Source organism: Butyrivibrio sp. AE2032, assembly GCF_000702965.1.
On record NZ_JNLF01000003.1, the window covers coordinates 1,116,545 to 1,129,650 of the forward strand.

The 13,106-nt window shown below is 45.4% G+C and carries 11 protein-coding genes; all 11 read right to left on the minus strand.

Annotation, left to right across the window (positions count from 1 at the left end):
• Positions 1–81 precede the first annotated feature (81 nt).
• The 11 genes from BO18_RS07000 to BO18_RS07050 all read right to left on the minus strand — a co-directional run bounded on the left by BO18_RS07000 (position 82) and on the right by BO18_RS07050 (position 12,913).
• A complete protein-coding gene (locus tag BO18_RS07000; RefSeq protein ID WP_034444843.1) occupies positions 82–1,425 on the minus strand; it encodes a glycoside hydrolase family 30 protein in 1,344 nt (447 codons plus the stop codon).
• Positions 1,422–2,435, minus strand: a complete 1,014-nt coding sequence (locus tag BO18_RS07005) for a LacI family DNA-binding transcriptional regulator (RefSeq protein WP_034444845.1) — start codon at positions 2,433–2,435, stop codon at positions 1,422–1,424. The genes BO18_RS07000 and BO18_RS07005 overlap by 4 nt, the downstream gene beginning before the upstream one ends.
• 117 nt (positions 2,436–2,552) lie before the next feature.
• Positions 2,553–4,205 carry a DUF3502 domain-containing protein gene (locus BO18_RS07010; RefSeq protein WP_051688556.1) on the minus strand — a complete coding sequence of 551 codons (1,653 nt, stop codon included), beginning with the start codon at positions 4,203–4,205 and terminating at the stop codon, positions 2,553–2,555.
• A gap of 76 nt (positions 4,206–4,281) precedes the next feature.
• A complete protein-coding gene (locus tag BO18_RS07015; RefSeq protein ID WP_051688557.1) occupies positions 4,282–5,208 on the minus strand; it encodes a carbohydrate ABC transporter permease in 927 nt (308 codons plus the stop codon).
• A gap of 16 nt (positions 5,209–5,224) precedes the next feature.
• Positions 5,225–6,652: an ABC transporter permease gene (locus tag BO18_RS35555; RefSeq protein ID WP_242856524.1), complete on the minus strand. Its 1,428-nt coding sequence runs from the start codon at positions 6,650–6,652 to the stop codon at positions 5,225–5,227.
• 265 nt (positions 6,653–6,917) lie between these two features.
• Positions 6,918–7,571 (minus strand): ribulose-phosphate 3-epimerase, encoded by a 654-nt coding sequence (gene rpe, locus BO18_RS07025; protein ID WP_034444847.1) that lies wholly within the window; start codon positions 7,569–7,571, stop codon positions 6,918–6,920.
• Positions 7,571–8,512: a transketolase family protein gene (locus BO18_RS07030; RefSeq protein ID WP_034444848.1), complete on the minus strand. Its 942-nt coding sequence runs from the start codon at positions 8,510–8,512 to the stop codon at positions 7,571–7,573. The genes rpe and BO18_RS07030 overlap by 1 nt, the downstream gene beginning before the upstream one ends.
• A gap of 15 nt (positions 8,513–8,527) precedes the next feature.
• Positions 8,528–9,361, minus strand: coding sequence for a transketolase (locus BO18_RS07035; protein ID WP_034444850.1), 834 nt, complete (start codon positions 9,359–9,361; stop codon positions 8,528–8,530).
• Positions 9,362–9,421: 60 nt separating this feature from the next.
• Positions 9,422–10,126, minus strand: a complete 705-nt coding sequence (locus BO18_RS07040; protein ID WP_034447126.1) for an L-ribulose-5-phosphate 4-epimerase — start codon at positions 10,124–10,126, stop codon at positions 9,422–9,424.
• Between the two features lie 81 nt (positions 10,127–10,207).
• Entirely contained in the window at positions 10,208–11,803 is a 1,596-nt protein-coding gene (locus BO18_RS07045) for a xylulokinase (RefSeq protein WP_034444852.1), read from the minus strand.
• A 30-nt stretch (positions 11,804–11,833) separates the two neighbouring features.
• Complete coding sequence (locus tag BO18_RS07050; protein WP_034444855.1) at positions 11,834–12,913, minus strand: GntR family transcriptional regulator; 1,080 nt, start codon at positions 12,911–12,913, stop codon at positions 11,834–11,836.
• Positions 12,914–13,106 lie beyond the last annotated feature (193 nt).

Genomic DNA, 13,106 nt, shown 5'->3' on the forward strand with positions numbered 1-13,106 from the left:
TAATCCTTGCAAACTACACGACAAGATTCTAAGTGATTAAGTTAAATTTGTCAATGAAATTATGATTTATGTAACCTATTTTTAAGTATAATACCTAACCGTCTTAATCGAATGTGCCTTTACTTCAACCATTACTGAAGATTCACCCTCTTTTATGGTAATTGGAACATCCTCCTCTGACTCATTCAAAAGAACTATTACCCTCTCCCCATCAGGATTGACAAAGGAAGCACACTGAACTTTATCCGTGTAACATGAAGACCACACAAGTCTTGCCCCTTCCCTGATATATCTGGAAAAATGTCCAATATAATAGTAGGAAAGCTTCTTCTCGTAATCATCACCTGCTTCAGTGGCCTTTATGGGTGCATCACAGTAGTTCCCCACATGATTAGGGCCTCCTTGATAGTCCACCATAAGGTTCCAGTCGAAAATGGCACTAATTCCGCCCTTGAGGTTGCCCAGCATCTGGTGGGCATACATCTCAGCGTTATGAACATCTCCATCCACAGCAAACCTTGAATACTCGACACACCCCTCCGTAAAGAATATTTCTTTTTCTGGGAAGTGCTTTTTGATAAGCTGAAGGTTCTCAAAGTGATCTCCCGTATACCAGTGAACTGCGCAGCCAAAAATGTACTCATCTGCGCTGTCTCTCGCCATTATCTGTCTGAATCTGTCATAGGCTATCTCTTTGTTGTGATCCCACACCAGGATCTTAACGTCATCAGTAAGCCCAGCTTCCTTCAGAGCCGGTCCCAAATGGTCTATCGCAAACTCCGCCTCTTCATCGGCGTCATACCTGCAGGAATCCCAGGTCTGGGTTGCATTTGGCTCATTTTGAATGGAGGTAAAAGAGATCTCGATGCCTCTTTTCCTGTACTCCTCAATAAATCTTACATAATACCTGGCCCAGAGGTCTTTATACTCCTCCTTCAACTTTCCCCCATGATTCATTTCCCCGTTAGTCTTCATGAAGGGCGGTGGTGACCAGGGTGCCATCAAAAGAACTAAGGGCTTTCCCAGCTCTTTTTCAGCCTCTTTGATCATCGGAATGATCTCTTTTTCGTCGTGCTCTATATTGAAGGTCTCAAGGCTTTCATCGCCTTCCTCAATGTATGTGTAATTCCCCAGAGCAAAATCGCAGCTGTTCATGTGGATACGGCCGATATTGTAACGAAGACCGTCATCTCCGAACAGGTCTTTGATCAGTCTTTTTCCTGCTTCTTCGCTCAGGTTCTTGTAGGTATGGGCGGCAGCCTCTGTAAAAGCACCTCCAAATCCCCGAATGGTAGTCTCCTTCTCATCGGGAAAAACTACCAGGACCTTCATCTCTCCGGCAGGTCCAAGATCCTTATAGCTGTTGTCACAGCTCCAGAACTTTCCACCGGCCTGATGGGTCTCTATTACCGAAATGTTTTTCATAATGAATCCTTTGCTGTTGTAGAATCGCGCGGGATTATCCTTCCGTTCAGGGTAATGAGTTTTCCTTCCTCGCCTGCGATCATACGGATCAGCTGCTCTACTGCAATGATCCCCTGCTTTTCAAAAAAGGTCCGTATGGTTGTGACTGAAGGACTAACAAGTCTCGTAGTCTCAATGTCATCACAGCCCATTACGCTGACCTGCTCAGGGACCTTTACTCCTCCGTCCCTAAGGGCCTCAAGGGCACCAATAGCGCTCAGATCGTTGGCGGCGAAAATTGCATCCGGAAGCTCTTTTCCCGAATCAATGAAGCTGGTCACCGAGTTATAGGATGCTTCCCGCTCAAATTTACCCTCTAATATGTAATCTTTCTCCACTGCAATTCCCGCCCTTTTCAGGACTTCAAAAAATCCTTCGCGACGTTCATTGCTGTCGTAGTTGTCATGCTCACCCTCAATATATATAAATTTCTTATGCCCCAGCTCCAGCAAAAACTTTGCTGCCTGTTCTCCGCCATTCCTTGAGTCAAAAACCACGCTTGAGGACTTTTCCCCTACAAGAATCCTGTCTATATACACAGTTGGAACCCCCTGGTTCTTAAGGATCTCTTCCTGTTCCGGGCCTATGGCAGGGTTTAAGACAATAGCTCCGTCAACCCTGTGTCCCAGGATATTAGCCACAATGTGGGATGGTTCTGAGCTTAAGAATATCTCCAGCTCATAGCCGCCCTCGACACAGGCGCGATATATGGAATCAGAAAGCTCTCCATAGTATGGTCCTCTGATGGCTCCAAGAAAAAGTCCAAGGACTCCTGTAGCCTGAGCTTTAAGGTTTCTTCCGTTAAGGTTTGGCGTGTAGTTCAGTCTTCTGGCTACCTCCAGTACTCTTTCCTTTGTGTCCGGATGAAGAACATTAACGTCATTAAGGGCATTTGACACCGTGGAGATCGATACTCCCGCTTCTCTTGCCACATCTTTAATTGTTATCTTTTTGCTATCCTTTTTTGACAAGGCGATTCCCCTTTTTCCTCTTTATCTGCACAATCCTCTTTTGTGCAGGGGGCAAAAACGTTTTTACCCCCTGCCATTATAACACATCAAAATCAGGTCAGGAGAAGCCTCCTTGTATTACTGGTAGTTGTACTCCTCGCAGTATGCCTTCCATTGCTTTGTGTACTCTTCACGGCATTTATCAATGCCAGCTTCCTTCATCTTATCCCTGAACTCGGTAACTGCTGCGTCAACATCATCAACAAGTCCGGCCTCAAGTGGAGCAAGATACTGTCTCATAACGTTGCTTACTGCAGATCTCTCAGCACTGTATGCCTCGTAGTTCTCTGAGAATCCGTCATAGATGTTTACGTTAGGGAACTTGGTGGTTGCGCCAAGCTTCTCATACTTGTCAAACATCTCCTGAAGGGCCACATCTGTCTTCTGAGGAAGCTTTGTGTCGCCGTTTCTGAGGTTCCAGGTGTTGAATCCCTCATAAGGGAATGTAGGTGTTTCGCCGGCCTCTTCCTGAAGGTTCTTATAGATTCCGTCAGCCACATCATAGTGAGTTCCCTTGATACCATACTGAACGATTGAGTTAACCTCATCGTCGCAGAGCATTGTCTGAAGAACAAGAAGTGCTCTCTCAGGATCCTTGCAGCCTCTTACGATGGCTGTTCCGTTCTGTGTTGCATGTCCCGGATAGATTGTGTTTGTAACTTCACCGTATGCAACATACTCAGAAGTCCAGCCTTCTCCGGCGTTCTCGAAATCAGCAATGGCTGTGATCTGCTTGTTAGGATTCTGGCCGGCTACTTCTGCTACACATAGGCCATTTTTATAAGCATCGGAATTGTTGGTGTCAGAAAGAGCACTCTTTGACCAGAATCCCTGATCTGCCCAGCTCTTCAAAAGCTTCATATCCTCTGTAAAGTCATCTGAATACCAGTAGTCATAAACATCGGACGGAGAATCATAGTTAGCTGCAAGACCGTAATCAAGTCCGTTTGTTGAAACCCATGGATACTTGAAGTTGAGAACCCATGCAGCGTCGAAGCCGGTCTTAAGCCCCTGGCTCTCCTCTGTTGTTACAGTAAGAAGTCCCTGGTTAGGCTCATTCTCCTTGATTCCCTTAAGGTAAGCTTCAAGGTTTTCGATTGAATCGGGAACAGGAAGGTCATACTTTTCTCTAAGATCCTCTCTGTACTTAACGCCGTTACATACATACTCTGGCCATGTATTTGGAATAGCATAAATCTTTCCGCCAACTCTGCACATGTTAAGGCTTCCGTCCCCTACCATTGCCTTGAGGTCAGGTGCTACTGTATCAAGCATGTCATCAAGCTCTTCAAAAGCTCCGCTGCTGGCAAGCTGTCCATAGTTGAGCCAGTTTGCGATATAGATGAGATCAGCACTCTGGGCTGTGATCTCGTTGGCATACTTTTGCTGGAAATCTGTCCAGGTTGAGAACTGCATATCAACTGTCGCGTTACACTTCTCAAGGAGTTTCTCGTTAAGAGCTGCCTCTACCAGCTCTTCATCCTGAGGAGCATCACCCATTACGTAAAATACCAGATCCACCTGCTGTGAAAGATCCAGCTCTTTTGCCTCAGGTGCACTCTCAATTGTAGCCTCCTCAGCTACAGTAGTACTCTCAGCCACAGGAATCTCAGTAACGCCCTGCTCCTCAAGCTGATCTGCTGCTGACTGGGTGCCGGCGCTTCCGCAGCCTGTCATGATGCCCACCAACATGGTCATTGACAATAACATACTTAAAACTTTCTTTTTCATATTCTGCCTCCTTTTTGCATTATGAAAATGGGTTGTATAAAAACGTTTTTATTTCTCTCCAAAAATTTTTTCTCCATCAACCCTTAACCGCTCCCACAGTGATTCCTGATACAAAGAATCTCTGAACGAATGGGTAGAACAAGAGCACAGGGCCTGTTGCTACTACCGCCATGGCAAGCTTTACGGACTCGGTAGGCAGATCCGCTGTCTTCATGCTGACATTGGATGCCATCTGCTTCATGGCTGTAGTTGCATTTAAAAGATCATAAAGATAAAACTGAAGCTGCCAGGTTGATGAATTTGTACTGAACATGGATGATCTGTACCAGTCATTCCAGTAGCCCAGCGCCAGGAACAGTCCTACTGTTGCAAGTCCAGGCTTTAGTACCGGCAGTACAATTCTGCAAAAGATGGTAAAGTGTCCTGCACCATCTATTTTTGCTGATTCTGTAATGGCATCAGGAACAGCTCCTACAATGAATGTCCTCATTAGGATTACAAGGAACGGGCTCATAAGAGCAGGGAACCAGATTGCCAGTGTGGAGCCCTTGAGCCCCAAAACGTTGGCATACATCAGATACCATGGAATCATTCCTCCTCCGAAAATACTGGTAAAGTAGATCAGGAATGAAACTGTATTCCTGTACTTAAACTCTTTTCTCGAAATAACATACCCTGTCAGGGTTATCATCATCAGTCCAAGGCCGGTTCCCACTATTGTGTAGTAGAAGTTCATCTTATAGGCCTGCAATATGTCTTTTGGAGACTTGAAAATAGTCTGGTAGGCCGAAAAGGTGAAATCCCTGGGAAGTAGTGAGTATCCCTTTGTCAGGATCGTTGCGTTGTCCGTAAAGGAACCCGACACGATGATGATGAATGGCAGTACACATATAACCGATCCAAGGATCAGGAGAAAATATGCTACAGCCTCGAAAGCCTTGGTGCCGGTAGACTTTTTGATGGTCTTTGGCGCGGATGGTTCATAATCAAGATCTTTTGCCATATCTGCTCTCCTTTCCTTAGAATAGTGCGTACTCCGGATTTCTCTTTTTCACTACGTAGTTCACCAGAACAATGATGAGGAATCCGAACAGTGACTGGTATAGTCCTGCAGCCGTTCCAAGACCGATGGAGAGTGGCTGTGTCATGGTGATTCTGTAGACATAAGTATCAAAGATATCCGTTGCGTTAAATAAAACTCCGTTGTTTCCAATTAGCTGATAGAACAGCTCGAACTGGCCCTTCATGATACTGCCCAGTGCGTAAAGCAAAAGTATGATGAAGGTTGGCTTGATGTGCGGAAGCGTGATGTACCAGATCTGCTGAAGATCATTGGCTCCGTCTACCCTTGCAGCCTCATAGATCTCGTTGTCTATACCCATGATGGTTGCCAGGTACACCACCATTCCGTATCCGATATTCTTCCAGAGATAGAAAAAGGTGATAAGGAACGGCCAGTAGGATGGGTTGTTATAAAAGTCTATCCGCTCGCCTCCAAAGGATGTGACCATGTTGTTGATCAGACCGTACTGATATTCGAACACGTTGTACACGATAACCTTCAGGATAACGAAGGAAACAAAGTAAGGCATGAACATCAGTGTCTGTGAGGTTTTCTTAAACCACTTCACCGTCACTCTGCTGACCAGAATGGCGAAAAGAATCTGAAGCACATTTCCCACGCCGATGAACACAACATTGTAAAGCACTGTGTTCTTAGTGAGCCTGAACAGATCTGCCTTGATCAAAAACTCAAAGTTCTTAAATCCTGTAAAGGGGCTGGACCAGAGTCCGTCTCTGAAGTTGAAGGACGTAAAGGCGAAGTACACGCCAAGCATAGGAAGGTAGTTGTTGATCATGAAGTACACAAATGTAGGTATCAACATAACGAACAACACCCAGTTCTTTTTCAGTTCAACCCAAAGGCCGTGTTCCCTGTACTTGTCACGCTCTTTCTTCTCCAGAACTTTGATGTAGATATAGGCTAAAAGAGATATCACAGCCGACAGGATTACAGGTACTCCCGGAAGGAATCCTGTCATTTTGAAATGCACATTGGAAAAAACCACAAAAACTATAGTTGCAATTGCCGTCAGGAACTGAAACAGAAATGCACATTTACCGGCCGAGAGAAGTGAAAGCTCCCCCTTTCCCTTCTTAAGCCCCAGAAGGCTTCGAATGATGAATGCTACATTAAAGTAGATTGCTGCGACGGCCAGGATCAGCAGAACCATTGCGAAAAGTCCCAGAACTCCCTGATTTGCATATTGGACAAAGGAAAGCAGGTTGTACAGGTTATAACCCGTAAGCAGATCCTTCGCCATATCCTTGGTAACTCCTATCCTCGAAAAGAGATCCACAAGATTGACTACCCTTATCCAATTGAAAAACGGGAGTAATAGAACCAGGAACAATGCGCTCACCCCGGAAATCCATTTATTTTTCATAAGATCCTCCCAAAAAGTACTTGAAGCCTGAATAAAAACGTTTTTATTATTGCGTTGTGTGTAGTCTAGCACTATGTTTAATTTTCTGCAATATACAAAACCATTTTTTGTATACATGCAACAAAACAGGCATAAAATTTCATGGCTTTTCAACAAAAACGTTTTTATTTTTCAATATAATATTTTAGAAATAAAAGGAGGAGACGGTCATTTAACCATCTCCTCTTATCCGGTTATCCCCGGGAAATATTTAAGTTTTGATCCATCATGCCATGATTTCCAGCATGTCTTTTACATTCTGGCCTGCATCGCCTCGGTACACCGTAGATCCGGCCACTATTACATTGGCTCCCACATCCAGTACGGATCTGAGGTTCTCCTTGGTGATTCCTCCATCCACCTGGATGTCAGTTTCAAGTCCCCGGTCACTTAACATTTTGCGAACTGCCTTTATGCGATCGTAGCTTGCCTCGATGAAAGGCTGTCCTCCAAAGCCGGGCTCTACGGTCATGATAAGGATCATGTCCAGCTTATCAAGATAGGGAACAAGCTCCTCAACCTGGGTTCCGGGCTTAATGGACATTCCGGCCTTTTTACCCAAACCATGGATCTTATCTATCACAGCCTGCGGATCTGGTGCAGCTTCCAGATGGAACGTTATGATATCTGCCCCAATCTCTGAAAACTCTTTTATGTAACGGATAGGGTCCACTATCATAAGGTGCACGTCAAAGACCTTGTCTGTGGCGCTTCTTATGCTCTTTATCAGTGGCATTCCAAAGGAAATGGATGGCACAAAACTGCCATCCATAACGTCAATGTGAATATACTGAGCCCCAGCATTGTCTACATCGACAATCTGCTGACCCAGTTTTTTAAAATCCGCTGCTAAAATTGAAGGACTAAGGATATTGTTCATTACTTAAGAAATTCCTTTACTGATGCGTAAACACCATCTCCATCCAGTCCGTACTTCTTAACAAGATCTCCTGCAGATCCGGACTCGCCGAACTTATCCTGCATACCGATCTTCTTAACAACAGTTGGGCACTCCTCGGAAAGAACATCACAAACTGCACTTCCAAGACCGCCGATTACTGAATGCTCCTCAACAGTTACTACCTTGCCGGTCTTCTTTGCTGTAGCAACAACCAGCTCTCTGTCGATAGGTTTAATGGTGCAAATGTTGACAACTTCTGCGCTGATTCCGTCTGCAGCAAGTTTCTCTGCTGCTTCAAGAGCTGCGCCTACTCCTATACCAGTAGCAATTATACTTACATCTGTGCCTTCGCGCAACAGTGTTCCCTTGCCAATCTCAAACTTGTAGTCAGGTCTGTCGTTTACAACAGGACATGCAGCACGTCCAAATCTGATGTAAACAGGGCCTTCGTGCTCAGCTGCTGCTCTTACACAGGCTCTTGCCTCAACATCATCTGCAGGGCACATAACAACCATTCCAGGGATAGTCCTCATAAGAGCAATATCCTCGTTGCACTGATGGCTGGCTCCGTCCTCACCTACAGTGATTCCAGCATGGGTTCCACCGATCTTAACATTGAGATGTGGGTATCCGATTGAGTTACGAACCTGCTCGAAAGCACGTCCTGTAGCGAACATAGCAAATGTGCTTACAAATGGGATCTTGCCTGTTGTTGCAAGTCCTGCTGCGATGCCCATCATGTTGCACTCAGCGATACCACAGTCGATGTGACGGTCAGGAAACTCCTTCTTGAACCATCCTGTTCTTGTTGCTGCTGCCAGGTCTGCATCAAGGACTACAACCTTGTCGTTAACCTTTGCCAGCTCTATAAGTTCTTTTCCATAGCTGTCTCTTGTAGCTATCTTCTTAACTTCACTCATGATTCAACCTCCTTCTTAACCTTCGAGCTCTTTGCCGATCTTCTCAAGATCTGCCATAGCTATAGCATACTCTTCATCGTTAGGTGCTACGCCGTGCCAAGCTACCTGGCCCTCCATGAAGGAGACGCCCTTACCCTTTAAGCTGTGGGCGATGATGGCTGTAGGCTGGCCCTTTGTCTCTCTGGCCTCCTTGAAGGCTGCTCTGATTGCGTCAAAGTCATGAGCATCAACATTTATTACATGGAAGTTGAATGCTTCAAACTTCTTGTCGATAGGATATGGTGAACATACCTGATCAATTGGTCCGTCGATCTGAAGACCATTGTTATCAACGATAACAACAAGGTTATCAAGCTTACGGAATCCGGCAAACATAGCTGCTTCCCAAACCTGTCCCTCTTCTATCTCGCCATCACCAAGAAGGGTGTAGGTTCTGAAATCCTTATTATCAAGCTTTGCAGAAAGAGCCATTCCGCAAGCAACTGAGATTCCCTGTCCAAGGGATCCGCTGCTCATATCAAGTCCCGGAAGGTACTGCATACTTGGATGTCCCTGAAGTCTTGATCCAAGCTTACGAAGTGTTGTGAGCTCCTCTACAGGGAAGTAACCACGCTGTGCCATTACTGAGTAAAGACCAGGTGCTGTGTGTCCCTTTGAAAGAACAAATCTGTCGCGATCAGGATTCTTAGGATCCTTGGGATCAATGTTCATCTCCTCAAAATACAGATATGTGAAGATATCTGCTGCTGAAAGTGATCCACCGGGATGTCCTGCCTTTGCTGCGTGTACAGCTGTGACAATGCCCTTGCGGACTTCGTTTGCAATTTTCTGCAATTCTTTGTTTGTCATAATTCCTCCACTTCCTCTTTGAAACGTATTTACAACTTTCTTATTGTATCATAAAACCAATTAATGAGCGGATCCTTGTCCGTAGTATGCATTGGCTCCATGTTTGCGATAGTAGTGCTTATCCTGGAGTTCCTGTGGGGCAGGCTTAACTTCGGGATTGATAACCTCGCACCTGTAAGCCATCTTAGCCACCTCTTCAGTAACTACAGCATTGTGAACCGCCTCATGGGCATCCTTTCCCCAGGTAAATACTCCATGGTTCTTGCAAAGAACTGCAGGAACAGCCACAGGGTCTTTTCCCATGCGATTGAATTCGTCAACGATGAGATGTCCTGTGTTCTCCTCGTAGGCGCTCTCTATCTCGTCCTTTGTAAGGCATCTTACGCAAGGGATCTCACCGTAGAAGTAATCTGCGTGAGTTGTTCCGTAGCAGGGAATACTGCGTCCGGCCTGTGCCCAGCTTGTGGCGTAGGAAGAATGGGTGTGCACAACACCCCCAACCTCCTTAAATGCCTTGTAGATCTCCACATGGGTAGGAGTATCTGAGGATGGATTGAGCTTTCCTTCCACCTTATTACCCTCAAGGTCCATGACAACCATATCATCCGGAGTCATTGTCTCATAATCAACGCCGCTTGGCTTGATGACAAAAAGTCCAGACTCCCTGTCAATCTCACTTACGTTTCCCCAGGTAAAGGTAACAAGCCCATACTTGGGAAGAAGGATATTCGCTTCATATACTCTTTTTTTGAGTTCTTCTAACATTTCTTTTCTCCATCCATCATACATTTTATTACGGAGCATCTATACAATGCTCCGTAATTATTGCTCTTTATTTATCAAAAATTACTTGAGGCTGTCTACAGCAGCTCTCTCAATTGCAAGTCCTGCATTATAGTCCTTCATGAACTTATCAAAGCCTTCAACATCTGCAGGAACAGGATCGCAGGTCTCAACCTTTCCGCCTACAAATACCTTGTCGTTAAGGTATTTCTCAAGGCTCTCGCCCTCTTCCTTCTGGCACATAAAGCCTGCAAGAATAGCCTGTCCCCAAGGGCCACCCTCTCCTGCTGTCTCCATGAGCTTGATAGGTGTGTTAAGAGCTGCTGCCATTACTCTGTCACCAACTCCGCGAACCTTAAAGAATCCGCCCTGTCCAAAGAAGAAATCAGCCTTAACATTCTCTTCCTTCATAAGGATATCGTTACCTGCTTTAAGAGCTCCAAGAGCTGTGTAAAGGTGTGTTCTCATGAAGTTTGACAGATTGAACTTGTCATCAGGTCTTCTTACAAACAGTGGTCTTCCCTCGTTGAAGCCTGTGATACTCTCGCCTGAGAAATAGTTATATGCAAGGAGTCCGCCACAATCAGCATCTCCTTCCATGGCCTTTCTGTAAAGTGTTCCGTAGAGAGTGTCATCATCTACATCCTTGCCGATAGCTCCGGCAAACTCTCTGAACAGACCTACCCATGCATTGAGGTCAGATGTGCAGTTATTGCAGTGAACCATGGCAACCTCTTCACCTGAAGGTGTTGTAACCAGGTCAAGCTCTGGATATGCCTTTGAGAGGCTGTGCTCAAGAACAACCATTGAGAATACGCTTGTTCCGGCTGAGATATTACCTGTTCTTACGCCAACAGAGTTTGTGGCAACCATTCCGGTTCCGGCATCTCCCTCGGGAGGACAAACCTTGATTCCGGCCTTGAGTGTTCCTGTAGGATCAAGCTTTTTTGCACCTTCTTCAGTAAGTGTTCCCGCTGGTGCGCCTGCAGGAAGTGACTTAGGAATAATATCCCTGATCTTCCAGCCCAGATTCTTTGGAGCAATGAGCTCGTCGAACTGATCAAGCATCTTCTCATTGTAATTGCAAGTTGCAGAATCGATAGGGAACATTCCTGAAGCATCGCCAACACCAAGAACCTTCTCTCCTGTGAGCTGCCAGTGAACGTAACCTGCCAGTGTTGTGAAGAATCTGATCTTTGAAATGTGCTCCTCATTGTTGAGGATAGCCTGATAGAGGTGAGCAATGCTCCATCTCTGAGGAATATGATATCCAAAGAGATCTGTAAGTTTCTCTGAAGCCTCTTCTGTAATTGTATTTCTCCAGGTCCTGAAAGGAACCAGAAGCTCTCCCTTTTCGTCAAATGCCATGTATCCGTGCATCATGGCTGAAAAGCCCATAGCACCAACTGTTGTAAGCTTCTCCCCGTACTGCTTCTCAACATCTGCTGCAAGGTTCTTGTAACAATCCTGAAAACCGCCCCATACATCATCAAGAGTGTAGGTCCAGATTCCGTTGTCCAGTCTGTTCTCCCAGCTGTGGGAACCTGAAGCAATTGGATTGTACTCAGTGTCTGTGAGTACTGCCTTGATCCTGGTTGAGCCAAACTCAATACCCAGATATGTCTTTCCCTCTGCAATAGCTTTTTTTGCGTCTCCCATAATAACCCTCCATTTAAAATGTTTATTGATTTAAGTCCTCTGACTTACTGAATCCCTCAGAATAACATCCTCTTCGAATTCATAGGTGGCATTGTAATAAAGCTTACCTTCATGGATCATCCTTATCATGTTCTGAGCTGCCTTCTCTCCAAGCCTCTCCTTTGGATGAGGGATGGATGAAATTGTAACCCCACAGCTGCCTTTTCTGGCTATGTCCGAATCATCTATGCCAATCACTGAAATATCCTCAGGCACTTTAATTCCCTTGTCCGCCAGCATTTCGATCATAAGACCTGCCACCTGATCGTTATAGCAAAAGACTGCGCTGCATTTCTTTACTCTCTCCCATACTTTATTAAGAGAGCTCTTTCCCTTGGCAATATCTATGGTATCAATCCAGTTCACATGATCATAGGAAAAAGAAGCACCGGCTTCTGTTATGGCCTTTAAATATCCCCTGTATCTCTCCCGACCCTGACCATCATCAAGCTTAAGAACACAGCCTATATCCTCGTGCCCTGCGTCTATCAATGCCCTCACTGCCTTATAGGCGCTAAGAGCGTCGTTCAGCGACACATGGGGTACATCCAGCTCAGGGTAGAAGGTATTTATGAAAAGAATCTTCACCTGTTTGTCCTGCAGCTTCCTGTACAGGTCCATGTTGGGATTGGGAAGAGCACTCTTTACAGGCTCCATGATGATCCCCGCCACGTCGTTCCTGCCAAGGAGATCCAAAAGGATCTGCCTCTCCTTACCAACTGTATTGTTGGAGAAAGAAAGCTGCATCGAGTAACCTTTTTCACTCAGCTTGCTCTCAATGCCCTTTATGGTGCTGGGGAAAATGTAGTCATCCACATAAGTTGTCACTACGGCGATGACATTTCGTTCTCCCTCTTCCGCTCTCTGGTCAGCCACATAAGTTCCGCTTCCACGGCGGCTTTCCAGAAGGCCATCCTCTGCCATCTTGGCAATTGCATGCCTGATAGTCTGACGGCTTAAGTCAAAACGATTACAAAGCTCATTTTCAGAGGGAATCTTCTCACCGGGTTTAAGCACTCCCGAGTCGATATTTTCAGTTATCCAGTCAATTACTTTTTGATATTTAGCCACGTTTTTATTCTCACTATAAAGAGTTAATTATCTGCACAACCATTTTCCCTTAACCTGTACAAGCAGTCAATGTGAAAAATATACATTTTTATCAAGTTGTCTATGTACAAATTTCACCCTCCATCGTCTGACAGAGTATCTGTATTGGCCAGTATACAAGGGTTCACGATTGTGGCACAAAAATAGGGCAGTG